This is a genomic window from Methylobacter sp. (assembly GCF_030680395.1).
Taxonomy (GTDB): domain Bacteria; phylum Pseudomonadota; class Gammaproteobacteria; order Methylococcales; family Methylomonadaceae; genus Methylobacter_A.
Genome location: NZ_JAUXVR010000045.1, coordinates 76,956 through 101,957, shown reverse-complemented (window position 1 = coordinate 101,957; position 25,002 = coordinate 76,956). Strand labels below are relative to the sequence as shown.

Genomic DNA, 25,002 nt, shown 5'->3' with positions numbered 1-25,002 from the left:
TTCCTTTAACGCAAATCGGGAGCTTGGAAACAAGCGCAAGAAACAATAATGAAACTATTTGCCAAACGTTATCTGCGATCCATGTTGCCCCGGTTAGCGTTAATAATGGGGCTGCTTGGCACGGGGTTTGCCGCCTATTCGGTGAAACTCGACACAGAACGGGATGAGTACCGTCAGTTTACATTCCATTGCGATGAAGCCCGGTTAAAAATAGTGGCAAGGCTCGACGCGCATAAGCAGACATTGTTAAGTGCCGCCGCGATGTTTGATGCATCAGAAACTGTGACGCGTCAGGAATGGCATCGTTTCGCGCAGCGTTTGCTCAATGACGAACATTTTAACGGCATTCAAGGCTTGGGTTTTTCAGCCCGGATTCCGGCTGAGCAATTGACCGCACACCAGACACAGCTGCGCACTGAAGGTTTTCCTGACTATACGGTGCGTCCCGAAGGTAAACGTGACGCTTATACCGCTATCATTTTTCTGGAACCGTTTAGTGGGCTTAACTTACGCGCCTTTGGTTATGACATGTATTCCGAACCTGTGCGTCGTGCGGCCATGGAACAGGCACGGGATGAAAATAAAGCCAGCCTGTCGGGCAAGGTGACTCTGGTACAGGAAGCGGCTAAAGAAAAGCAGGCGGGCACTTTGATGTATACGCCTGTTTATCAAAAAAACCGGCCTGTCGATACCGTTGAACAGCGTCGCGCCGCATTATTGGGCTGGGTGTACAGCCCGTTTCGGATGGGTGATTTGCTCAATAAACTGATGCCTGATTCTGAAGACGCTACAGCGGCTCATGTGCATCTGCGCGTTTATGACGGGCGCACCGCGCAAGCGGAAAAGCTGCTCTACAACAGCGCAGAGCCATCTTATGCCGGAACAGCCGCTCCCTTGTCTATTGTCGAGATAGTGACCGATTTTAACGGCACGGTGTGGACATTGCAGTTCGAGCAGATTGCCGGTATGCAGGGCGGTATCGATTACAGCAAAATGTGGATCATTCTGGGGGCGGGAGTTCTGAGTAGTCTCCTGCTGTTTTTACTGTTGCGCTCCTACCTTAATATGACTATCAACGCCATTAAAATGGCTCATGAACTGACCACGCAGCTGCGCGCGAGTGAACAACGTTTCCGGCTGTTGGCGGATTCGGCGCCGGTGCTGATCTGGCAGTCGGGTACCGATAAGCTGTGTTACTACTTCAATAAAGTTTGGCTGGAATTTACCGGCCGTACTCTGGAGCAGGAACAGGGCAGCGGTTGGGCAGACTGCGTACATCCCGATGATTATCAGCACTGTCTGGACACCTATGTGACGGCATTCGACCTGCGTGCAAGCTTTTCGATGGAATACCGTTTGCGTCGCCATGACGGTGAATATCGCTGGCTGATGGATGTCGGCGTTCCCCGCTACACCGATAATGAAACCTTTCTCGGCTATATCGGTTCATGCGTGGACATCACTGAACGGAAGCAAATTGAGGATAAGTTGGCGCGCGCCCATGCTGAACTGCAACAGTTTACTCACATTGCCGCGCACCATTTGCAGGAACCGGCGCGGCGTCTGGTGAGTTTTGTGCAACGCTTGCAATCACACATGCCAACAGAACAGCTAAACGAGGACGCTACAGCCTCGTTGCATTTTATTGAACAAGGCGCAGCACGGCAAAGCGCCCTGGTGCGCGATATCCAATTGTATCTTGCTGCTGACCAGCCACGCAGCACGATCGGGAAGATTGCCGTTTCGGAGGTTATTGCCAACCTGCTGAAGCAGAAGGCATCGCTAATGCGTGAAACGGGTGCGCTGGTCGATTACAATGGCATTCCTTCGGTTTATATCGACCGTCCCCGCCTGAAAGATATTTTCAGTATTTTGCTGGACAATGCCCTGAGCTATCGTCATCCTGAGCTTACGCCACATATACTGATCAGTGGTGAGTTGAAAGCGGGACGGGTGATTTATCGCGTTGCGGATAATGGCATCGGCATTCCGGCAGAATACCGGGTGCGCGTTTTTGGGGTATTTGAGCGTTTGCAGGTGCATGAGGATCAAAATTCTACCGGCATCGGCTTGGCTATTGTCCGGCGCATTATTGAAAGTTGCGGCGGTTCGGTAACGTTACAGGAAACACCGGGCGGCGGCACCACCGTTTTATTTGATTTGCCTGGATAAATGTCGGGTTACGCTATTGCCCGGCAATTGCTCATGCATAACCCACATGGACAAGGGGAAAGCTTTTGCTCCTGCTCACAGCCCTTATCTACATGGATGTATAAGGGCTGTGAGCAGGAGCAAATATCTGTCTATACAGTCGTAACCCAACTTAAACAAGAGATTTAACGATGAGCGAAACCGGTAACCCTCACTTTGTCGAGATTTTACTGTTGGAAGATGAACCTTCGGATGCGTATTTGGTAAAAATGGCGTTAAAAGAAGGCAAGGTACTGGCCCACTTGCATCATGTGGTTGACGGGCGCGAGGGACTGGATTTTTTAAACAAAACGGAAAAATATATCAATGCGCCGCGTCCTGATTTGATTTTCCTCGACCTTAACATGCCGCGGATGAACGGCTGCGAGTTTCTGACCGCCATCAAGGCCGATGAACGATATAAAGGCATTCCTGTAGTGGTGCTGACGACTTCGGATGTTGAAAAAGACGTGGCCTGTTCTTATCAGCTCGGCGCGACCAGTTTTATTACCAAGCCTGTGGATATGCCGCAGTTTATTGAAGCCATTAAGCAGATTGGCGAATATTGGTTTAGCTTGGTACGGTTGCCGCAAGGCAGCAAGTCATGAACCGAGTCGAAGCAATTCGGGTGTTGCTGGTAGAGGACGAGGCCGGCGATGCGCATCTGGTGAAATTGAAGTTGAGACGTGCTCAGAGCGAGCATTTTGATGTGGTCTGGGTTCAATCACTCATTGAAGCACAACGATGTTTGGCGGCTTCTGCTTTTGATGTGATGCTGCTGGACTTGTCATTACCCGACTCAGAAGGCTTGGCGACCGTTCACAGTGCGCGAGATATGGCTATGGGTATTCCTATTGTAGTGCTCAGCGGACGCGGCGATACCGATTTTGCGCTAACTGTACTGGAGGCGGGGGCTGTGGATTACATGGTCAAGGGTGATTTTGGCTATGATGGTTTGGCGCGGGTGATTCGTTACGCATTGCTGCGAACCGAAATGGAGACGCGGAACAATCTGCTGATAGCCGCATTAGAAGCGGCAGCAAATGGTATTGTTATTACCGATAAAGATGCAACTGTTATATGGGCTAATTCCGCTTTCGGTCGATTAACCGGTTATAGCCCGGAAGAAGCCGTGGGCAGGAAGCCGAGTGAACTGGTCAAGTCAGGCTTGCAGAATGGAAGCTTTTACCAGGATATGTGGGCAAATCTTCTGGTGGGTCAGCATTGGCGCGGCGAATTGGTCAATAAACGCAAAAACGGCAGTTTGTATCACGAAGAACTTAACATTGCGCCGGTAAAAAACAGCGCTGGAGAAATTACTCATTTTATTGGCATTAAAGAAGATATTACCGAGCGCAAGGAGATGGAAGCGCAATTACAAAGACTTGCCAGTACCGATCCATTGACCGGATTATTTAACCGCCGTGTATTTTTGGAGCAACTGGAGCTGGAAAGAGCCAAGGTGGCGCGTTTACCTCATTATTCGGCGGTGTTGTTAATGTTGGATTTGGATTTTTTTAAACGGGTCAATGACGCATACGGCCATGCCACTGGCGATATAGTGTTAAAGGCGTTCGCCGAAATCGCGCGCAATACTTCGCGTGCCATTGATATATCTGCGCGTCTGGGCGGCGAGGAGTTTGCTATTTTATTGTCCGGGGCTGACAAGAATGATGCCCTGATAATGGCAGAACGCTTGCGCGAGCAAGTTGCGGCGACCGTTATCGATCATGACGCAGGGCCGGTGCAGATTACCGTCAGCATTGGCGCTACTATGTTATCGGCTGCGGATATTAATGCTGAAGCGGTGCTGCATCGCGCAGATGTGGCTTTGTATGAAGCTAAAGACCGGGGCCGGAATCAAACGTGCTGGTTTGATTCTTAGCGCGGTAGGGCCGGGCTTGATTGCCCACACGGAACTTAACGGGGAGCGCAGTCATTGACGCGTACAGTCTCTCTACAAAAATACTCATTGGACTAAATAATATGAAAAATATTTTATTGGCGCTTTTGCTGGCAAGCAGTTTTTCATCGTCGTATGCTGCAGAAAAACCAAGTGCTTTACATCAGGCCATCGACGGAAAGCAGCGCTCTGCCGAGCATAAGAATCGGGATAAATATCGGCATCCGCAACAAACGTTGGAATTTTTTGACGTTAAGCGCAACATGACGGTCGTCGAAGTCTGGCCGGGCGAAGGCTGGTACACGGAAATTCTGGCTCCTTATTTAAAAAACCACGGCAAACTGTATGCCGCGCATTTTTCAGCCGATGCCGACGAGCCTTATTTTAAAAAGAACCTGCACGGGTTTACTAAAAAGGTAAAAGCTCAGCCGAAAGTTTACGACAAAGTTGAGTTAAGCGTATTGCAGCCGCCCAAAGTTTTTCAAATAGCGCCGGATGGCTCCGCTGACAGGGTTTTAACATTTCGCAATGTGCATAACTGGATGAAAAGCGATCAGGCCGCAGCGGTATTTAATGCCATGTACAAGGCATTAAAGCCGGGCGGTATTTTAGGAGTCGTGGAACATAGAAATTCAATGTTAAAGCAGCAGGATACCAAAGCTGTATCCGGGTACGTCAGCGAGGATTATGTGATTGCGCTGGCCAGAAATGCGGGCTTTGAGTTTTTGGATAAATCTGAAATCAATGCCAATAGGAATGATACCAAGGATTATCCTGAAGGCGTCTGGACTTTACCGCCTGCTTTAAAACTTAAGGATAAAGACAGAAAGAAATATCAGGCTATTGGCGAAAGTGACCGGATGACGATTAAATTCATCAAGCCTAAGTAAATACAGACCACCTGTTTCTGATCAACGTATATTTAAAATTTGTGGAGTAATCCCCAAATTGGGCCGGCGTTAAGTAAAATCAAAATGCAAGCTACAAAATAGCTAATATTTACAGTATAAAAAATAATAAGCGGTTGAAAAATAAGAAAAACAAGCTGGTGCATAAAAAGTGTTCAAATTAAGAAAACTTTAATAAAAACCGCTAGTAAGAGGTGTTAAAAACTATCTTTCCACAGAGTTATCCACAGATTCTGTGGGTAACTCAAATAGTCTAAATCGTATAGTGACTTAGCTTTAAAACATCAAAAATAATGCAGACATTATGGTCAAGTTGCAAAGCGGGAATGAGTTGATTTTTAGGGTTGCCGTTGCGGTTCCTGTTTATCGATTATTTGATTATCTCGCCCCTGAACAGTTCGAGCTGGCCAATATCAAACCGGGCATTCGCCTGGAAGTGCCTTTTGGGAAAGCTAAAAAAATCGCCATTCTGGTCGAGTGCGTTCAACATAGCGATGTAGACATCGGTAAATTAAAACGCATCGAACGGATACTGGACGAAAAACCGCTACTCTCAACAAAAGATCTGGCGCTGCTGCACTGGGCCGCCCGTTATTATCACCATCCGTTGGGCGAAGTTTTCAGCGCTGCTTTCCCGGTGGCGCTACGCCAGGGAAAATCAGCGGTTATTCAAGCAGAAAAACGCTATGCGTTGACTGACTCGGGCAAAGCTATTGATAGCGAGCTGTTAAAGCGGACGCCCAAACAAAAAAGCGTACTGGAAAAATTTCAGGCACATAAAAGCAGTTTGTCCGAAGCGGAACTGTCCGCATGGAATGAAAACTGGCGCACTGCAGTAAAGCAGCTGGTAGACAGGCAATTGTTACAGCTTGCGGTATCTGAATTCGGGGCAAGTTTTATCTTGAGCGCAGCCGAAGCCGGTCCTGAGCACTGTCGAAAGGGGAGTAGCGACCCGATAATCAGGAACAACGCCCTGCAATGCAATCCGCAGCAGCAAGCGGCAATAACTGCGGTATGCGACAGTCTGGGGCAGTTTGGCGTTTTTTTACTGGAGGGGGTGACCGGCAGCGGCAAAACCGAAGTGTATATGCAAATTATTCGCGCTGTGCTGGAACGCGGTCAGCAGGTTTTGGTGTTGTTGCCGGAAATTACCCTGACACCTCAGCTTGAGGAGCGGTTCAGGCAGCGATTTACCGTAAGCATTGCCATTTCACATTCCAAATTAACCGACCGGCAGCGGGCTTGTGCCTGGCTTAAAATGCAGCGCGGTGAATGTTCCATTTTACTGGGTACCCGATCCGCCCTGTTTACGCCGTTAAAAAATCCCGGCTTGATTATTCTCGATGAGGAGCATGATGCCTCGTTCAAGCAGCAGGAGGGCTTTCGGTTTTCCGCTCGCGATGTCGCCGTGGTGCGCGGCAAGCTGTTAAATATTCCGGTATTGTTGGGTTCCGCGACGCCCGCGCTGGAAAGTCTGCATAATGTCGATAACAAGCGTTACCGCTTGCTGCATCTGCCGGAAAGAGCGGGAAATGCAACTGCACCGGTCTTGCAGTTGTTGGACATCAGGAACAAAAGGATGCAGGAGGGACTGTCCGAAGCGCTTATTGCGGAGATGCGCCTTACGCTGGCAAAAAACGAACAGGTATTATTGTTCTTAAACCGGCGAGGCTTTGCACCGACCCTGATATGTCATGGGTGCGGCTGGGTTGCGCGTTGCGGGCGTTGCGACGCCAACCTGGTGATTCATTATGATGAAGGGATATTGCGTTGTCATCATTGCGGACAGGAACAACGCCTGATTAAGCATTGCCCCGCCTGCAAAACCGGGGAATTGACGCCATTGGGACTGGGTACCGAACGGGTGGAAAAAGTGTTGGCGGAATTATTTGCCGGTAAAACGATTGTGCGCCTGGATCGGGATTCCACCCAACGCAAAGGCTCATTGGAAGATTATTTACAGCAAATCAATCAGGGTTTGGTGGATATTATTTTGGGTACGCAAATGTTGGCGAAAGGCCATCATTTCCCCAATGTGACGCTGGTGGCGATACTGGATGTGGACAGCGGCCTGTTCAGCATTGATTTTCATGCACCGGAAAAACTGGCGCAAATGATCGTGCAGGTTTCAGGCCGCGCCGGGCGTGCGGAAAAGCCCGGTCGAGTCATCATGCAAACCCGGCAGCCGGAACATCCTTTATTAACAACGCTGATCAGTCAGGGTTACAACAGTTTTGCCAAAAGCGCGTTGGCGGAGCGCAAAGAGGCGTCATTGCCGCCGTTTAGTTATCAGGCCTTATTAAGGGTACAGGCCTTGGATGCCCAAATGCCCAAGCTGTTTCTGCATGCGGTTGCTGACTTGGCGAGAGAGCATAGCAAGGGACATACCCACATTTTGGGGCCGGTTGCCGCGCCCATGGCCAGACGGGCGGGGCTTTACCGCTACCAATTACTGTTTCAGAGCAGCAAGCGGCCGGAGTTGCACGCGTTGCTCAATGTACTGATGCCGAAAATTGAAAAACTCAAGCAGGCAAAAAAAGTTCGCTGGTCTCTGGATGTCGATCCGGTGGATTTGTATTGAGATTTAAGGCAAAAGGCGAAAGGCAAAAAAAACTTGCATTGAGGTTTAACAAGTTTTCCAATTTTTAGCCTTTAGCCCTTCCTATTTTTCCAAACCGATAAAATCCCAAACCTTGTGCGAAAAGGTTGAATCTTTATGTTCGGGTACCGGCGGGCCATTCGGGTAGTTTAACTCATAGACTCGGGTGGTATCCTTGACAAGATCCGGCAGTTCAAGTTTGGCGTAGGCCTCCTGCATGATTTGCAACGCAAAAGGAACCGCAGGCGTGCGTTGGTATTTGTCAACGACGGTAGATGCCCTGTTGATGGCGGCAACATAAGCTTTGCGTTTCATGTAAAAGCGGGCGACGTGGACTTCATACATCGCCAGATTATTTTTAAGCGCAATCATGCGTAGTTGGGCATCGGGTACATATTTGCTGTTTGGGAATCTACGGATCAGTTCGGCAAAATTGTCATAGGCATCGCGAGCGTTTCCGGGGTCGCGTTGTGAAGTATCGGTAGGCAGGAAGCGATCAATAAAACCTATGCCGCGATTGTAATTAACCAGACCTTTTAAATAATAAGCATAATCGACGCTGGAGCTGCGCGGGTTGATTTTGATAAAGCGGTCGGCGGCGGCGATTGCGGCCTCAGGATCACCGTTTTTGTAGTACGCGTAAGCAACATCGAGCTGTGTTTGAGCGGATTCATCGCCAAAAGGATAACGCGATTCAAGCGCTTCGTAGAGTTTGATGGCTTTGTCGTAACTGCCGCTATCCAGCGCCGTTTTGGCCTGACTGCGAAACTTTTCGGCATTCCAGTCGGCATATTCGTCTTCGGTGTCAGAATCACCGGATGCAAGGCTTTTAAGCGTCTCACAGCCTTGCAGAGACAGGCCTAAACAACAGATAAATAAAAATTTAATTAAAATTAATCGCATAGTGCTAACGACACGCTGTAATATAAGGGGTTTTTCTCGCTGGAATTTAACTGCGATACTTGGGATGGCTTGGGTATCCAGCGAGTATAACTTAACAATGGGTTAATCAGAAGAACTTGTTATGACAAGATTAACGGAAGAAGTGCCATTTGAAATGGCCGGCATGCGATTAGATCAGGTGCTTGCGGAACTGTTTGCAGATTATTCGCGTAGTAAACTGCAAAGCTGGATTAAATCCGGACGAGTACAGGTCAACGGACTGACGCTCAAGCCCAGAGATAAACTGGTCGGGGGGGAAACGATAGCCCTGGATGCCGAGGCGGAAATAGTAATAACCGCCGAGCCGGAGCCAATCCCGCTGGAAATCATTTTTGAAGATGAAAGTCTGCTAATTGTGGATAAACCGGCAGGCTTGGTTGTCCATCCGGCGATAGGAAACTGGAACGGTACGTTGTTAAACGCTTTGCTGAATCATGATTCCAGTCTGGAAACCTTGCCAAGAGCTGGCATTGTGCACAGGATTGATAAGGAAACCAGCGGGTTGTTGATGATTGCAAAAACTTTGCAAGCCCATAACAGTCTGACGCAGCAGTTGCAGGACCGGGACATCACCCGTGAATATCTGGCGATTACCCGCGGCCGTATGACGGCAGGAGGTACTGTGGATGAACCGATCGGCAGGCATCCTACCGATCGTAAGCGCTATGCAGTCAGGGAGAATGGCAAGCATGCCGTGACCCATTATCGGGTTGGTCAGCGTTTTACCCGGCATACTTTGGTTCAGGTGAAGCTGGAAACAGGTCGTACCCATCAGATCAGGGTACATATGGCGCATATTCGTTTTCCGCTGCTGGGTGATCCGGTCTATGGCGGGCGCTTTCAAATGCCGGCAGATTGCGGTGAACGCCTGGAAAAAGAATTACGCAGTTTCAAGCGCCAGGCCTTGCATGCGGCAAAATTGGGTTTGCAGCATCCCGTTACCGATGAGTATCTTGAATGGGAACAACCGATGCCGGAAGATATGACCCGGTTACTGGAAGCGTTGGCGGAAAATGAGAGGGATTAACCACTGGTTAACCCCGGACTGGCCTGCACCGGCTAATATTCACGCGGCGACTTTATTGCGTACCGGCGGGGTCAGTTGCGGCCCTTATGCCAGTCTTAATCCGGCCATGCATGTCGGCGATGATGCTGAATTGGTTAAGCAAAACCGGCAGGTTATTAAAGAATTATTGAATTTGCCTGGCGATCCGGTTTGGCTGGATCAGATCCACAGTAATCGAGCTGTTCAGGCAGATCTCTCTTTTGCAAAGGAGGGCAGAGGGGGTCTGCAACAAGCCGATGCCAGTTATACGGCTGAGTCCGCGGTCGTGTGTGCGGTGATGACGGCGGACTGCCTGCCGCTGCTGGTGTGTGCGGCTGACGGAAGTCAAGTGGCTGCCATTCATGCGGGTTGGCGGGGCTTGCTGGCAGGGGTGATCGGCAATACGATCACCTCAATGCAATCCTCCCTGCCCCCCCTTTGCAAAAGGGGGGGCAGGGAGGATTTTCTGGTATGGCTGGGACCTGCAATTGGGCCGGACTGCTTTGAGGTAGGCGCTGAGGTGCGGAATGCTTTTCTGGAGAAATCGGCCGCATTCATAAAGGCTTTTAAAGAACAAAATAACGGTCAGTGGCTGGCAGATATTTACCAGCTGGCCCGGATTGATCTGGCTATGTTGGGTATAGATAAGGTTTACGGAGGCGGTTTTTGTACCGTCACCGAACATGAACGTTTTTATTCTTATCGTCGGGATAAACAAACAGGGCGAATGGCTACGCTAATATGGAGAGCATAACAGAGTGAGTTTACTGATATTAATTATCATCTTTACGGCGGTTGGCGGCGTGTTAAGCGTAATGGCGGCGGCAGTTTTTCTATTGTTGCCGGATCATCGGAGGGCGGCGGTGTTGCCGCATGGGATCAGTTTTGCCATTGGCGCATTATTGGCGGTTGCCTTTTGGGGACTGATTCCCGAGGCATTTTCAGCCATTAAACCGGAGCAGTTTCAATCGTTATCAGGGACAATTTTAGCGGGCGTGCTCGGTTTTTTCGTGCTGGAAAAGCTACTGATCTGGCGGCATTGCCATTCCGGAAATTGCGAAGCGCATGGCGATGAAGATGATCACGACCATGATCACGGCCATAGCCACAGTCATGGTGCAGCTAAGTCGGCTGGCGCGTTGATTATTCTCGGCGACGGCATCCACAATTTTGTCGATGGCGTTTTAATCGCGGCCGCGTTTTTGACTGATGTGCATTTGGGCATAGTCACCAGTTTGGCCGTTGCCGCACACGAAATCCCCCAGGAAGTCGGTGATTTTGCAATTTTGCTGCACAGTGGCTATTCCAAAAGCAAAGCGCTTTTCTACAACATGCTTGCCAGTTTAACCACGGTTTTGGGCGGTGTTTTGGCGTATTTCGGGCTGGAAGATTTGCATGACAGTCTGCCGTATTTTCTGGCGCTGGCAGCCTCGAGCTTTATTTATATCGCGGTAGCCGATTTGATACCGTCGTTACACAAAAAGACCGACATGAAAACATCATTGCAGCAGATTGCATTGATTGCTATGGGGGTGTTGCTGATCTGCTCATTGCACGGTATTGCCCATGGTATGGAGGGTTAAGTAATTGCGGGTTCTTGTGTAAGTTATTGTAATATAAAATTAAGTTACGTATTTTAAGGTAGGCGTGCAACACCGCCTTGTTTGCAACAAGCGACCAAAATAAGGCAGATTGAAAATTTTTTACACTATGCTTTATGGTTACTTAGCCAATTTTATTATCGCCGGTTCCCGCTTTCCGTTTCGACGGATATTTTGCTCAATGTAAATAACATCATCACTGATCTTCATAATCATGCCGGTATTTTCACCCATATAATCTCCAACACTGAGTTGATGAACAATGTCTCTCTCATCTTTGATTAGCACATATTCCTTACTATCTTTTCGAATTGATCCTACATAGGTCAGGCAATCGAGTGTAACTGTATCCTGCAACTGATCAAACGAACCCGGTCCGTCAAATTCAGGGGCATTTAAAGGTTTTGCAGTAGTGTCATAGCGGACGCACGCACCATAGGCGACGGCCATAAATACAAACATAACAATAGAAAGCAATGTTCTCATTTGTTATGTTGTAACTGGTTAATTTGGTTTTGAACCTTGTCTATATTGTTTGCACTCTCACCCCGATGACGGATACAGGATTGAATATGCTCTTCTAAAGAAGCTATTTCTTTTTGCAGGGGCTGGATTTTTGTATCCAGATCATCCAGCGTAGCTTTATCAACCAAGGCTGCTTGTATGCTCAACTCCTGCTTCCGGTGAAGATAAAAGCCAAGCGCCGAGCCTTTCATATCTATTTCCTGACGGGCATATTGGATAAACGCGTCACAGTACTTATTACGCATTTTTAAAGATTCGATTTGTTGTCGGGCACCATTAATCCGAATAGCATGTTCTTCGGCCGTATTCGGCTGAGAGACTGCTGCCGTATCAGCGAATGCCCCGTTAATCACTATAAGAAGGCCAAATTGGATCATGGCTTTGGTTATTATAGTTTGCATCGTAGCCGGTAATTTTTTTTGAGTTCGGATGACACGGGACCAAAACGGTTGCAACACAATCTGCATTTTTTCATTCTACCGAAGGTAATCAGTAGTAAGTCGGCCGCGGCTCGCTATTTCCGGTCTGTGACCTGATGTTGTCCAGGGTCTCGTTGAGACGCCGGACTTCGTCGTGAAGGTACTGGATTTCTTGAGCCATTTTTTCTCGGTCGTCCCCAATGATTTTGATTTGGCGTTGTTGCTGCTCACAGGGTTTTGCTGGGCTAATTTCTTCTGACGCGGTCTCAGGGTTGGCGGCTTGGGCAAAAAATGGTTGGAGTGAAAAAATAAAAATTACTGTCTGGAATAGTTTTTTGGTCATGGTGGTATTTCTTTATTTAACGGGTTGTGGTGCAAGTGATTGTGCTGATAGAACTTCTACTCGTTTTCGGTAGTCCTCTCCCTCTTTCTTAAACGCAGGGTAGCCTTGGTAAGCAAGTACAAGAGTTATTGCCAGCATTATGCCGCCTGTAATACGGGGCTTTTTGGAGCCAAATAATGTTGGGATTATCGCAAGAGCGGCAGCAACTATGCATGATAGAAATTGAGCTCCGGGTGACATAACACTGAGGCCAAGAATAGTTACAAATGCTGCGGCCCAGATCAGGGTAGAGGCTGATTTAGGATTCATATTCTTGCACATTGCCGATTAAAGCAGCGGCGCGGTATATGTCCATGAGTCCGCTGTCTTTGCTGGTTAAAACTAGTCAAGGTATATCCATTCTTTGCGATCAAAGACATAAGTCGGCCTGCCGAAGGGTGGTATAGCATGATAAAAGAGTGAAACACTTCCTTCATCATTAATGTACTTAAAGCTATTGAAGCTTAAAGTGTACTTTGCCTGTGGTACCTTTGGAAGATACAAAGGTACCAGGTTGTTTAAAGTTTTAGGATAATCTCCGGTAACTTGATGGAAGTTCTCGATAATCAAGACGAGGTCATTTGCTCGGTTTTGGGCAATCTTGTTATTAATGCTATTTGACGTAAAAACCGCGATTACAATGAAACCGTAAATCAAAATCTTGGTAAGTTCTTCCTTCGGACTTTGTTTGGTATATTTTTTAAAGGCGGACTTTGGCAGCCACCATAAAATAATGGTAAAAATCAGAAATAATGAGATAGCTCCTTGATTTATAACAAGCGCATCTAGAATAAAAAAAATTGCACCCGTAATGATGGGCTTTTTCATTGTATTAGGTTGATGTTCCATATTGTGTTCAATAAAAGGCTTGATTTAATCCGTCCGGCAATCAGGGGTTAGTTTGATAATGTCTTGCTTGGCGGCGGCAGTAATAGTTAAACACAGGTTGATTTTACGAGTTATGAGTGGCTCGGGTGACTTACGCTTCAAGATCAACTTCAGCGGCTTTGATACTTAGATTCAATACGGCAATCTTGTTTTGTAATGCGCTATCCCCAAAATATTTTATATATCGATCCGATTACTCCCAACAGTAACAACAGCACGAAGATTAGAATAGCAATATCCAGTTGGGTTCCCTGAAAATGTTTTGGTGAAGCCTCTTTCAGCGGCGTATTGACTACCTCGGGATGCTTGGGCTTGTTGCGGAATAACAAATTTGCGAGGATAGGCACGACCGTTACAAGTAGTCCCAAGGACAGCAAAAAAGCCACAACCGGCGTGTCGATTAGAAACTGGATGAATGTCATTTCACCGCCTTTTTTGATATGTTTATCTAATATTGACACATGGAATACATCCTGCGGTTATTCGTATTTTAACCAGACTATGCGCCAGAAATTATATCGATGAACTTATACTCCCCAATACTTTTCATGTTGTGCGCTCTTTTCATCGCACCGAGCAAATCGGCAGAGGGGAGTTAATTCATCACTAATAACGGTATAGAAAAGGAGTATTTCGATCATTTCTGAGCGTTTCTTGATAGCAGAAAGCTGCCGCCTTGATGTCGAGCTAACACCTATATGCCTTAATTTCATAATCTGCAAATTTGTTGCTATGACAATATACCGGAGCTCAAAGCTTGTTTTGCAGCTGAAAAATCACGTTTTGTGAGGTGTTTAAGGCGAAAGGTGCAATATTTACCTTTCGCCGTCTTTCATGTGCTTTTAAGTGACCACATCAGGCTCAATCCTGCCTGTACGTTTTTTAATTTCACAAAACTGTTCGGCAAGGCTGATTAACTCCGCTAATGCCACTTGGGCATCCTGAGCATGTTTGGATGCGTCCGCTTCAAAACGTTCCAGATAAATTCTTAAGGTTGCTCCTACTGTTCCCGTCCCCGATAAACGAAAAATAATCCGGGAACCGTTGTCAAAGCCGATGCGTATGCCCTGTTTGCTGCTGATGCTGCCGTCTATTGAGTCCTCATAACTGAATTCATCTGCATATTGAACCGTATATTCGCCGAAAGTTTGCCCCGGCAATACGGGTAATTGATTTAACAGGTGCTCAACAATGCCGTTGGCAATATCCATTTCTACGGCTTCATAGTCATGCCTGCAATAAATATCGCGGCCGAATTTTTGCCAGTGCTCATGCACGATGTCGGCAACAGACTGGCGTTTTCTGGCGATTAAATTCAGCCAGAATAATACCGCCCATAGACCGTCTTTTTCTCGTACATGATCCGAACCGGTGCCAAAACTTTCTTCGCCGCACAAAGTGATTTTTCCTGCATCCAGAAGGTTGCCGAAAAATTTCCAGCCGGTCGGCGTTTCGTAGCAGGGGATGTTGTAACAGGCGGCGACACGGTCAACTGCCTGGCTGGTAGGCATAGAGCGGGCTACGCCGCACAAGCCTTGCGCATAAGCCGGAATTAAATGCGCGTTGGCGGCCATAATGGCCAAGCTGTCGCTGGGGGTTACGAAAATGTTGCTGCCGGTAATCATGTTGCGGTCGCCGTCGCCGTCGGATGCTGCACCGAAAACTGGCGCTGCCGGGCTGAACATGCGTTCGGCCAATTCTTGGGCGTGCGCCAAATTGGGATCGGGGTGATGGCCGCCGAAATCTTCCAGTGGTTCTGCATTAATGACTGAATCAGGTGTTGCGCCCAAGATGTCTATCAGTATTCTTTTTGCATAAGGGCCGGTAATGGCATGCATCGCATCAAAGAGCAGGGTGATGTAACCTGAGCTGATGCTTTGCTTGAGCAAATTGAAATCGAAAATAGACTGCATGAGTTCCGCATAATCGGCCACCGGGTCGATGATAGTGATGCTAAGGCCGTCTATTTGTAGGGTACCTATGCGATCCAGGTTTATGTCTTCGAGTTGGGCTGTTTTATAGCTGTCGATTGTTAAGCTGCGCTGATAAAATGCGTTGGTATATTTTTCCGGGGCAGGGCCGCCATTGCCGACATTGTATTTAATGCCGAAATCTTCGTCAGGACCGCCGGGATTGTGGCTGGCGGAAAGAATCAGTCCCCCGAATGCGTTATTTTTTCTGATAATATGTGATGCCGCCGGGGTAGACAGCAGCCCGCCTTGACCTATAATAAGTTTACCGAAACCGTTGGCTGCCGCCATCTTGATGATGATTTGTATGGCCGGTCTGTTAAAATATCGCCCGTCTCCACCCAGTACCAGCGTTTTTCCGGTAAAGTCCTGTAACGAGTCGAAAATTGACTGAACAAAATTTTCCAGATAACCGGGCTGTTGAAATACTTTAACTTTTTTTCTGAGTCCGGAGGTTCCTGGATTTTGGTCGTTGTATGGATGCGTTGTGATGGTTTCTATTTGCATGCTGGATCCTTAATTCGGCAATTAACTTGGTGACTAAAGTACACCAAAATTCTTATCTAGTGTAGAGCATTTATGTTGCGAATTTATTTATTGCTGTGCTGTAGTTTTTTTTCTTTTGCTGTAATTGCGGATGATGATGTCTGGCTCTTAGTGGACACGAAAGCGCTCACCATTGAGGTAAAAAAAGGCATGCAGACGCTTGAGACCATAAATGATATTGCCATTGGTCGAGGAGGTGCCGGGTTTAAAAGCCATCAGGGTGACAACGTCACGCCTTTTGGAAGTTACAGGATAGGCTGGGTTGGCGAGAGCAGTTCTTTTCGAAAGTTTTTCGGTTTAACGTATCCGTCCGCAGAAGATGCCCAAAAGGCTTTGGAAGAGGGCGTTATTAATCAAGTAGCTTATAACAATATTATAACTGCCCATCGGTTTCATCAAGTGCCGCCGCAAAATACCCCTTTAGGTGGGCGAATCGGCATTCATGGCTTGGGACGAGCGGATGAAAAAATTCATAAATCAATGAATTGGACTCATGGATGCATTGCGCTAACTAACGGCCAGATTGATCATTTAAGCCATTGGCTAGACAAAGGAACCGTCGTAAAAATAAAATAAAACTGGAAAATAATTTAAAAACAGTGCAGAATTAAAGCTAGTAAGCGTTTTTTTGTTGTAATAACTTTAAGAAGGGAAAATAATATGAAAAAAGTAATGAAATTATCAATGGTTGCTCTGGTTGCTAGTTTGGTTGTTGGTTGTGCAAGCACTTCAGATATCGAAAACTTACAGTCACAAGTTGATGGCTTGAAAACTTCGGTTGCACAAGCATCTGCTGATGCAGCTAGTGCAAAAAGCGCTGCTGATTCTGCTTCTTCACAAGCTGCTTCTGCTGAAGCTGCTGCTAACCGTGCAGCACAATATGCTCAAGACACAAACAGCAAACTGGACAGCATGTTCAAAAAATCAATGATGAAATAAATCATCGCTGATTTGGACAAAAAAAGCCCGGTGGGATTCCACCGGGCTTTTTTTTTGAGTACATAATTCGATTTTATGATTTGAATCCAAGTAATGCTTACACATGGTAGAATAAAGCTTTTTAGTTCACCATATTCATGCGTCTAATTAGAGGATTATCTCATTTAGAACCGTTAAAAAACGGTTGTGTACTTACGATTGGAAATTTTGACGGCCTGCATTTGGGGCATAGGGCCGTGATAAAAAAGCTGGCTGAGCGAGGTGAGGCATTAGCTTTGCCCGTCGTTGCGATGACCTTTGAGCCGCAGCCGCTGGAGTATTTTCTGGGAGAAAATGCGCCATCACGGTTGATGCGCTTGCGGGAAAAAGTAATCCGGTTTTCTGAATTGCCCGTTGATGATTTATTGATATTGCGATTTAATCAATATTTTGCCGATTGTGATGCCGAGCAGTTTATTGAAGATGTTTTAGTAAAAAAATTAAATATAAAGCATTTGGTCGTCGGGGATGATTTTCATTTTGGTAAGGCCAGGCGCGGAAATTTTGCGATGCTCAAGGACAAGGGCAAGCAATTCGGTTTTGATGTCGAAGACACCGGGTCTTATCAAATAGCCGGGCTTCGGGTCAGCAGTACCCTGATCAGGGACGCATTGGGCGGTGGTGATTTGGCCTTGGCTGAAAAATTGCTCGGTTGCTGTTATTCTGTTTGCGGACGTGTGGCGCATGGCGACAAACGAGGGCGAACCATTGGCTATCCCACCGCCAATATACTGATGTTTAGAAAAAATACCCCTGTTAACGGCGTGTTTGCGGTAACCATGACCGGGATTGATGGGCGCGAATTTGAAGGTGTGGCCAATGTAGGTACCCGGCCCACGGTTGATGGTGGATCAAAAGTTATTCTGGAAGCGCATTTATTTGATTTTGATAGAGAAATTTACGGGCGTTATGTGGAAGTGCATTTCAAACAAAAGATCAGAAATGAAATGCGTTTTCAGTCATTGGATGAGCTTAAAGCCCAGATTGTAAAAGATGTGGCTGAGGCCAAAAAGATTTTTGCCGAGTTTAATTGTTATGACGATGGATTATAAAAAAACACTGAATTTACCCAACACTGCCTTTCCGATGAAAGGCAACCTGGCCCAACGTGAGCCGGAACGTCTAAAAAAATGGAACGAAGCGGGCTTGTATAACAAAATCAGGCAGGAATTTGCCGGAAGGCCCAAGTTTATCCTGCATGATGGCCCTCCGTATGCCAATGGTGAAATTCATATCGGTCATGCGGTCAATAAGGTATTAAAAGATATCATCGTTAAATCAAAATCATTAAGCGGTTTTGACGCGCCTTATGTACCGGGCTGGGATTGCCACGGTTTGCCGATTGAATTACAGGTAGAAAAAAAAATCGGTAAAGCGGGCGTTAAAGTTTCTCCTGCCGTTTTCCGTAAAGCCTGCCGCGAATATGCCGGAAAACAGGTCAACATACAAAAAGAGGCCTTTATCCGGCTGGGTATTTTAGGCGACTGGGAGCATCCGTATTTAACGATGGATTTTGCCTTTGAAGCCGACATCGTGCGCTCGTTGGGCAAAATCAGCCAAAACGGTCATATAGCAAAAGGTGCAAAGCCTGTGCACTGGTGTACCGATTGCGGTTCGGCGCTGGCTGAAGCGGAAGTCGAGTATGAAGATAAGCATTCGCCTGCGGTCGATGTGCGTTTTCAGGTCGTTGATGAAGCCGGGTTTTTGAGCCTGTGCCACCATGTGCCTGAGCATGAAGGAACGGGGCCATTGTCAGTCGTCATCTGGACAACCACGCCGTGGACGTTACCGGCAAATCAGGGCGTTGCGTTAAATCCCGACCTTGAATACGCTGTGGTGCAATGTGAAAAAGATGGTAACAAAGAGCGTTTGGTTGTTGCAGAAGCTCTGCTTAAAGATGCGATGTTGCGATATGACATCGAAAATTACCATGTGATTGCTTACTGCAAAGGCGCGGCGCTGGAGCATCAGTTATTGCAACATCCTTTTTATGACAGGCAAGTGCCGATCATTTTGGGTGACCATGTCACTATCGAGGCCGGTACCGGCGCGGTGCACACGGCACCCGGACACGGTCAGGACGATTATGTCGTCGGCTTGAAATACGGCTTGCCGGTCGATAATCCGGTCGGTAATGACGGCGTTTTTCTGCCCAACACGGAGATTTTTGCCGGCGAGCATGTGTTCAATGCCAATGCCCATGTCTTGGAAGTGCTGGAACAACAAGGCAAGTTGCTGCATCACGTCGCGATACTGCACAGCTATCCGCATTGTTGGCGACATAAAACCCCGATTATTTTCAGGGCTACGCCGCAGTGGTTTATCTCAATGGATAAAAATAAGTTGCGCGAACAGGCGCTTAATGAAGTCAAGCGCGTCGCATGGATTCCTGAATGGGGTCAGGCGCGTATTGAAAGTATGATGGAAGGCCGTCCTGACTGGTGCATCTCCCGTCAGCGCACTTGGGGCGTACCGATCACTTTTTTTGTCCATAAAGAAACCGGCGAATTGCATCCGCGTACGGCTGAATTGATTGAACAGGTGGCTCAGCGCATCGAACAGCAAGGTATAGAAGCCTGGTTTGAACTGGAAGCAGCTGAATTATTAGGCGATGAAGCCGAGCATTACGAAAAAATGACCGACACCTTGGATGTCTGGTTCGACTCCGGCGTAACCCACGCTTGCGTATTGGAAAAACGCGAACAGCTGAATTTTCCGGCCGATTTGTATCTGGAAGGTTCCGATCAGCATCGCGGCTGGTTCCAGTCCTCATTGCTCACATCGGTTGCGATGAATGAGGTTGCACCCTATAAGGCCGTGTTGACTCATGGATTTACCGTCGATGCCGATGGCAAGAAAATGTCCAAATCAAAGGGCAATGTGGTTGCTCCGCAATCGGTCATGAAGGATCTGGGGGCAGATGTGTTGCGTTTATGGGTTGCAGCGACAGATTATCGGGGCGAGATGAGCGTATCGGACGAAATTCTAAGACGCACTTCAGACGGCTACCGACGCTTGAGAAATACCGCGCGGTTTTTGCTGTCCAACCTGGATGATTTTGATCCGGCGCAACATGCGGTCGATAGCAAGGATTTGCTGGCGCTGGATCGTTGGGTTTTGGATAGGGCGTTGGCGTTGCAGGAAGAAGTCAAAACTGCCTATGAAACGTATCAATTCCAGCATATCTACCAGAAAGTGCATCATTTTTGCGTGATTGATCTGGGGGGATTTTACCTGGATATCATCAAGGATCGTCAATACACTGCAAAAGCCGACGGTTTGGCGCGGCGCTCGGCGCAAACCGCCATGTATCATGTGCTTGAAGCCTTGACGCGCTGGCTGGCGCCGATCATCAGTTACACCGCCGATGAAATCTGGCAACATCTGCCGGGTGAGCGTAGTGAGTCGGTATTTTTGGAAACCTGGTATCAGGGACTGGTCAAGCTGGATGACGGTTCGGCGTTGAATCGCGAGTTCTGGCAAAAAGTAATGACAGTTCGGGCCGCTGTCGGTAAGGAACTGGAAAAAAGCAGAGCCAAAGGTGAAATCGGTTCCTCGCTGAATGCAGAAATCGAACTGTACTGCAATACCGAATTTTTGGATGCGTTAAGCCAATTGTCGGATGAATTGCGTTTTATCTTCATTACCTCCAACGCCTCGGCCATGGCTGAACAAAATGCATCTGAAGAGGCCATTCAGACTGAAATTGACGGCGTGAAATTAAAAGTCGTCGTATCCGACCATCAAAAATGTGTGCGCTGCTGGCATCAACGGCCTGAGGTGGGCAAAGTAACGGAACATCCAGAACTGTGTGGCCGTTGCGTGGAAAACGTAGCAGGCGATGGCGAACATAGGCACTATGCGTGATTTTATTATGTTGAAATGGCTATGGCTGTCGTTGCTGGCGGTGGTTTTGGATCAAGGAAGCAAGCTAGCTATAGCGGCCTCCATGCAACTTTATGAATCCATTCAGATCATGCCTTTTTTTAAGTTGACCTATGTACATAATACCGGTGCGGCATTCAGTTTCTTAAGCGAAGCCGGCGGTTGGCAACGCTGGTTTTTTGCCGGGTTGGCTTTGGCGATTAGTATCGTTATAGCGGTTTGGCTGACCCGGTTGAAAAGACATGAGACCTTGCTGGCGGTGGCTTTGGCATTGGTTCTGGGCGGCGCCATCGGTAATTTGATTGACCGGCTGGCTTACGGTTATGTGATCGACTTTCTTGATGTTTATTACGAGTCCTGGCACTGGCCCGCTTTTAATATCGCAGACTCCGCCATTACCTTGGGGGTGATTTTGATGTTGGCGGAATCGTTCGGCTTGGGGCATTCGAAAGAGCCGGTTTAAAAATTTAACGTCACGAACGGCTGCACGGGCAGATATTTTGCTTCGTGCAAAATCTGCATTGCCTACATGGATGCAAGAGGTACGCCCCCACGGATGGGGAGGTAGAGAGCAACGCATGGAGCAGTTGCCGAGGCTCGAAGAAATAAACTTCGTGCTTTCTTGGTGAATAAAAATCGCTTGGGGTTATTTCAACAGCTCTGAAAGTCTTTGCCAGTCAAAAGATGCGCCCGGATCGGTTTTTCGTCCAGGCGCAATATCGCTATGCCCTGTAATGCGTTGTGTCGATAGCGTAGGGTAAGTTTCAAGCAAAGTGCGAATCACTGTAGCGAGTTGCACATATTGCCGGTCGGTATAATCGACCAATTCGGTACCTTCAAGTTCTATACCAATAGAAAAATTATTACACTGTCCCCGGCCTTCATATACCGACTTCCCTGCGTGCCACGCGCGTTTGTCAAATGGTACATACTGAACAGGCATCCCATCGCGCTTAATCAGTAAATGTGCAGATACGGTAAGTTGATAAATCTCTTTAAAATAGGGGTGTTCGACAGGATCAAGCTGATTGCAAAACAGCCGGTCTATATAATGATTATCAAATTCGCCGGGCGGAAGACTGATGCAGTGAATAACCAGTAATGAAATATCCGCAGGGTCAGGCCTGTCGTCGAAGTTGGGCGAAGGAGTTCGGGTAATGTCTGTTAACCAGTGCTGGTTTATTTTCATGGGCTAGTTAAGAAGTAAAAAACGGAAATAAAGCACAGTATTCAGGATAAATACACATATTATTAGTCAAAATACCACTGGAGTACTAGGCTATGACTAATTTATCTTTAAATAACAGCACATATATCGCAATGGACAACCGGCAGCAAATAAATTCGGGTATAAATAAAGTGAATCGGACTGAGATATTAGGCAAAATTAAGCCGATTTTCTTTCAGTATTTCGAGCAGGCAGTTGATGATTGTTGTATGCATATTGATCTTGAATTTGGTTTGCAGTTGAGCAGGAATCGAGAAAAAATCAGTAAGGAGCAATACATAAAGTTGCTGGAATATCTTCGTTCAGTTCGGAAAGATATCGGGCAAAATTATTTATTCAAAATTAACGAAATTTTCGACGGCAGTTACCAGAAAATTGCAAATAACCAGAGAGAGCAATTAGATTTTTCTAAGGTCTCGCTAGTTAATGATGATACGGTGAGAGAAAATCATGCGGTTACAGTGATTATTCGTCAGTGTGAACAATCATTTTATGAAGAACTGACTAGTCTGAATAAATACCTCGCAATCCAGCAGGGCAAGCGAACTATTGCAGACAGTCAAAATCCGGTATTCCCGGAAAAATTGGTTCGTGCTTTGGTTGAAGTCGTTAATCCGCTGAAATTAAATACAGATGGTCGGATTGCGCTGTATAAAACGTTTGAAGCTAATGTATTTAGTCAGTTGGGGTTTATTTACCGTGAATTAATCAAGCGGTGCGAAACCGTTTGCCCGGCCTCACTGCACGCAGTGGCAGATATCAAGGAAATGGCTGGGCTAGCTTATACACGCGCTGAACAGCCAAGTGTAGCGTTTGAGTTATTACAGAAAAAGCTGGAGTTATGGCGGCTGGCTCATTTTCCTTCTGCTTACGATTCAATTTCAGTTGCGGGAAACGCATTTTACGAACATTCTGAAATAAAAAATGCATTGGAAGGTCTTCAAGTGGTTAGCGATGGCTCAGGTCCTGGAGAAAAAAAGCAGCTGTTAAAACGGCAGATACTTAAAAAATTGGAAGAGCTAAGTTTTAGTATTGACGCCAAAATATTGGCCAAGCATGATGAAGACGTACTTGATTTAATAGCTTTGATTTTTAGCGAAATAGAACAGGATAAATTGCTCGACGAAGCTGTAAAAACAGCTGTTTTACGGTTGGAAATTCCACTGGCAGCAGCCTCTTTGGGACAATGCAGTATTTTTACAAGCGAAGATAATCCCGTCAGGCAGTTGCTCGATGATTTGTTTGCAGCCGGATTGTTTTTAAATGCGGATGAGCATGATGACCGGTTAATTCAGGAGCGCATTGCAAGTGCAGTTAAAAAGATGACCAAGGACAGTGGATTTGAACTATCCGGCTGGAGGGCCGTGGCGGGTGAATTTTCGGATTATCTGAACAAACAAAAACAGCGTACTCAGAATATCGAGGAGAATGCCAAGCGGTTTATGATAAATAAACAAGCATTGGACTCGAGCAAAAGAATAGTCCTTAAGGCCATTGAAAACAGCACGATGGGCAAAGCGCTGCCGATAGCGATAGGCGAATTTCTACGTGATGTTTGGTCAGATGTCTTACTGGACGCTTATACACATAAAGATGAACAGCCGGAACAGTGGAAAAAATCGGTGCAGGCCATGGATGAACTGATTATAAGCGTCATGCCTCCGGCAGGTGATAATGAAAGAAAGCAGATATTAAAGCTGTTGCCTGGGCTGATTGCGGAATTAAGGAACGGTTTGAAGAAAATTTCATACGATAGATCAGCACAGTCGCGTTTTTTTAAAGATCTTGCCGTATGGCATATCATCTTGATGGATAAAAAGGAAAAAACAGCAGGAGATAGTGGTAAAGGCGGTGCGGTACCTGTTGAGGACAAGAGAATAAAAGCTGAAGCGATAGTGGATGACCGCTCGGAGCAGGCCGGAAATCTTGCCGAGGGAAGTTGGGTTGCATTCATTTCGGAAGCTGAAAGGCAATGGGGCAAGCTGCTTTGGAAAGATGCCGCGACAGAAGCTATGCTCTTTGTCGGGAAAAACGGGGCAAAAATATTTGAGATCCAAGCGGACGAGTTGGCAAAAAAGCTGCGCAAAGGTCAGGCCGCAATTGTTAATATTGATGAAAAAACGATCACCGAACGAGTGTTTGCAAAATTGATGGGCTTATGACAGAAGAACAATTGAAAATGGTAGAAATAAAACCCTTCCTCGAAGAAGACATCGGTTCCGGCGATATAACCGCAGCCATCATTCCTGAATCTATGGCAGCTGAGGCTGAAGTTGTTACGCGGGAAGACATGGTGCTTTGCGGTCAGGCTTGGTTTGATGCAGTATTTAAATCTCTGGATGCAAGCATTAATATCGAATGGTTGGCGGCTGAAGGCGAGTCGGTCGTTAAAAATACGCTTTTATGCAAGCTCAGTGGTTCGGCTAGAGGTTTACTGACCGGTGAGCGCACCGCGCTGAATTTGCTGCAAACCTTGTCTGCGACGGCTACGGTTGCCCGGCAATATGCCGATGCGGTTTCCGGCACAGACTGTAAAGTGCTGGATACACGAAAAACCATTCCGGGTCTGAGGAATGCACAAAAATATGCAGTAGTCTGTGGCGGTTGTTATAACCATCGGATCGGTTTATATGACGGGGTTTTAATTAAGGAAAACCACATAATAGCGGCAGGTTCGATAGCCAACGCAATCCGGGCGGCGAGGGAATTGACTTCGGTTCCAGTGGAAGTGGAGGTCGAATCGATGAAGGAATTTCTGGAGGCTATTGCGGCAAAGCCTGATAGGATCATGCTTGATAATTTTAGTTTTGAAGACATGGTCGCGGCGGTAAAATTAAATGCCGGAGCCATAGAGCTTGAAGCTTCAGGCAATATCGATCTGGACAATATTAGGGTAATTGCCGAGACCGGTGTCGGTTATATTTCCATAGGTGCATTAACCAAACATATCAGAGCGGTTGATTTATCGATGCGCATTAAGCTGGTGCATTAAC

24 protein-coding genes are annotated in these 25,002 nt (G+C 47.0%); 15 read left to right on the top strand and 9 right to left on the bottom strand.

Annotated features, from left to right (window positions below):
- Positions 1-48: 48 nt before the first annotated feature.
- The 5 genes from Q8L79_RS19365 (at position 49) to Q8L79_RS19345 (ending at position 7,582) form a co-directional block, all read left to right on the top strand.
- Positions 49-2,172, top strand: a complete 2,124-nt coding sequence (locus Q8L79_RS19365) for a CHASE domain-containing protein (protein WP_305274335.1) — start codon at positions 49-51, stop codon at positions 2,170-2,172.
- Between the two features lie 170 nt (positions 2,173-2,342).
- Positions 2,343-2,798, top strand: a complete 456-nt coding sequence (locus tag Q8L79_RS19360; RefSeq protein WP_305274334.1) for a response regulator — start codon at positions 2,343-2,345, stop codon at positions 2,796-2,798.
- A complete protein-coding gene (locus tag Q8L79_RS19355; RefSeq protein WP_305274333.1) occupies positions 2,795-4,075 on the top strand; it encodes a diguanylate cyclase in 1,281 nt (426 codons plus the stop codon). Before Q8L79_RS19360 ends, Q8L79_RS19355 begins: the two co-directional genes overlap by 4 nt.
- Before the next feature lie 101 nt (positions 4,076-4,176).
- A complete protein-coding gene (locus Q8L79_RS19350) occupies positions 4,177-4,983 on the top strand; it encodes a class I SAM-dependent methyltransferase (protein ID WP_305274332.1) in 807 nt (268 codons plus the stop codon).
- Positions 4,984-5,305: 322 nt separating this feature from the next.
- On the top strand, positions 5,306-7,582 hold the full coding sequence (locus Q8L79_RS19345; protein ID WP_305274331.1) for a primosomal protein N': 2,277 nt from the start codon (positions 5,306-5,308) through the stop codon (positions 7,580-7,582).
- Positions 7,583-7,663: 81 nt separating this feature from the next.
- On the opposite strand, the gene Q8L79_RS19340 is transcribed toward Q8L79_RS19345, so the two are convergent.
- On the bottom strand, positions 7,664-8,503 hold the full coding sequence (locus Q8L79_RS19340) for an outer membrane protein assembly factor BamD (protein WP_305274330.1): 840 nt from the start codon (positions 8,501-8,503) through the stop codon (positions 7,664-7,666).
- A gap of 121 nt (positions 8,504-8,624) precedes the next feature.
- Between Q8L79_RS19340 and rluD the strand changes: the two genes are divergently transcribed.
- Genes rluD through Q8L79_RS19325 form a run of 3 tightly spaced genes read left to right on the top strand, consistent with a single transcriptional unit; the run spans position 8,625 to position 11,170 of the window.
- Positions 8,625-9,569 (top strand): 23S rRNA pseudouridine(1911/1915/1917) synthase RluD, encoded by a 945-nt coding sequence (gene rluD, locus Q8L79_RS19335; protein ID WP_305274329.1) that lies wholly within the window; start codon positions 8,625-8,627, stop codon positions 9,567-9,569.
- The gene (gene pgeF, locus Q8L79_RS19330; RefSeq protein WP_305274328.1) at positions 9,556-10,341 is read left to right on the top strand and encodes a peptidoglycan editing factor PgeF; all 786 of its coding nucleotides are present in this window, start codon (positions 9,556-9,558) and stop codon (positions 10,339-10,341) included. Before rluD ends, pgeF begins: the two co-directional genes overlap by 14 nt.
- 4 nt (positions 10,342-10,345) lie before the next feature.
- A complete protein-coding gene (locus Q8L79_RS19325; protein ID WP_305274327.1) occupies positions 10,346-11,170 on the top strand; it encodes a ZIP family metal transporter in 825 nt (274 codons plus the stop codon).
- A gap of 138 nt (positions 11,171-11,308) precedes the next feature.
- Here the strand turns inward: Q8L79_RS19325 and Q8L79_RS19320 are convergent, their stop codons facing one another.
- From Q8L79_RS19320 to Q8L79_RS19290, 7 genes are all read right to left on the bottom strand, one after another.
- Positions 11,309-11,674 (bottom strand): pilus assembly protein PilP, encoded by a 366-nt coding sequence (locus Q8L79_RS19320; protein ID WP_305274326.1) that lies wholly within the window; start codon positions 11,672-11,674, stop codon positions 11,309-11,311.
- Positions 11,671-12,180, bottom strand: coding sequence for a hypothetical protein (locus Q8L79_RS19315; protein ID WP_305274325.1), 510 nt, complete (start codon positions 12,178-12,180; stop codon positions 11,671-11,673). Before Q8L79_RS19315 ends, Q8L79_RS19320 begins: the two co-directional genes overlap by 4 nt.
- A gap of 22 nt (positions 12,181-12,202) precedes the next feature.
- Complete coding sequence (locus tag Q8L79_RS19310; RefSeq protein WP_305274324.1) at positions 12,203-12,475, bottom strand: hypothetical protein; 273 nt, start codon at positions 12,473-12,475, stop codon at positions 12,203-12,205.
- 12 nt (positions 12,476-12,487) lie between these two features.
- A complete protein-coding gene (locus Q8L79_RS19305; RefSeq protein WP_305274323.1) occupies positions 12,488-12,784 on the bottom strand; it encodes a hypothetical protein in 297 nt (98 codons plus the stop codon).
- A 72-nt stretch (positions 12,785-12,856) separates the two neighbouring features.
- On the bottom strand, positions 12,857-13,363 hold the full coding sequence (locus Q8L79_RS19300; RefSeq protein WP_305274322.1) for a hypothetical protein: 507 nt from the start codon (positions 13,361-13,363) through the stop codon (positions 12,857-12,859).
- A 200-nt stretch (positions 13,364-13,563) separates the two neighbouring features.
- A complete protein-coding gene (locus Q8L79_RS19295; RefSeq protein ID WP_305274321.1) occupies positions 13,564-13,863 on the bottom strand; it encodes a hypothetical protein in 300 nt (99 codons plus the stop codon).
- A gap of 381 nt (positions 13,864-14,244) precedes the next feature.
- Positions 14,245-15,879, bottom strand: a complete 1,635-nt coding sequence (locus Q8L79_RS19290; protein WP_305274320.1) for an alpha-D-glucose phosphate-specific phosphoglucomutase — start codon at positions 15,877-15,879, stop codon at positions 14,245-14,247.
- Positions 15,880-15,951: 72 nt separating this feature from the next.
- On the opposite strand from Q8L79_RS19290, the gene Q8L79_RS19285 reads away from it, so the two are divergent.
- From Q8L79_RS19285 to lspA, 5 genes are all read left to right on the top strand, one after another.
- Positions 15,952-16,494, top strand: a complete 543-nt coding sequence (locus tag Q8L79_RS19285; protein WP_305274319.1) for a murein L,D-transpeptidase family protein — start codon at positions 15,952-15,954, stop codon at positions 16,492-16,494.
- 84 nt (positions 16,495-16,578) lie between these two features.
- The gene (locus Q8L79_RS19280; RefSeq protein ID WP_006890699.1) at positions 16,579-16,857 is read left to right on the top strand and encodes an Lpp/OprI family alanine-zipper lipoprotein; all 279 of its coding nucleotides are present in this window, start codon (positions 16,579-16,581) and stop codon (positions 16,855-16,857) included.
- Between the two features lie 137 nt (positions 16,858-16,994).
- Positions 16,995-17,948 (top strand): bifunctional riboflavin kinase/FAD synthetase, encoded by a 954-nt coding sequence (ribF, locus tag Q8L79_RS19275; RefSeq protein ID WP_305274318.1) that lies wholly within the window; start codon positions 16,995-16,997, stop codon positions 17,946-17,948.
- Complete coding sequence (gene ileS, locus Q8L79_RS19270) at positions 17,932-20,763, top strand: isoleucine--tRNA ligase (RefSeq protein WP_305274317.1); 2,832 nt, start codon at positions 17,932-17,934, stop codon at positions 20,761-20,763. The genes ribF and ileS overlap by 17 nt, the downstream gene beginning before the upstream one ends.
- A 7-nt stretch (positions 20,764-20,770) precedes the next feature.
- Complete coding sequence (lspA, locus tag Q8L79_RS19265) at positions 20,771-21,244, top strand: signal peptidase II (protein ID WP_305274345.1); 474 nt, start codon at positions 20,771-20,773, stop codon at positions 21,242-21,244.
- A 183-nt stretch (positions 21,245-21,427) separates the two neighbouring features.
- On the opposite strand, the gene ampD is transcribed toward lspA, so the two are convergent.
- Positions 21,428-21,970 (bottom strand): 1,6-anhydro-N-acetylmuramyl-L-alanine amidase AmpD, encoded by a 543-nt coding sequence (gene ampD, locus Q8L79_RS19260; protein WP_305274316.1) that lies wholly within the window; start codon positions 21,968-21,970, stop codon positions 21,428-21,430.
- Between the two features lie 92 nt (positions 21,971-22,062).
- On the opposite strand from ampD, the gene Q8L79_RS19255 reads away from it, so the two are divergent.
- Together Q8L79_RS19255 and nadC are read left to right on the top strand one after the other, a co-directional pair.
- Positions 22,063-24,171, top strand: coding sequence for a DUF1631 family protein (locus Q8L79_RS19255; protein ID WP_305274315.1), 2,109 nt, complete (start codon positions 22,063-22,065; stop codon positions 24,169-24,171).
- Positions 24,168-25,001 (top strand): carboxylating nicotinate-nucleotide diphosphorylase, encoded by an 834-nt coding sequence (nadC, locus tag Q8L79_RS19250; protein WP_305274314.1) that lies wholly within the window; start codon positions 24,168-24,170, stop codon positions 24,999-25,001. The genes Q8L79_RS19255 and nadC overlap by 4 nt, the downstream gene beginning before the upstream one ends.
- Position 25,002: the final 1 nt, after the last annotated feature.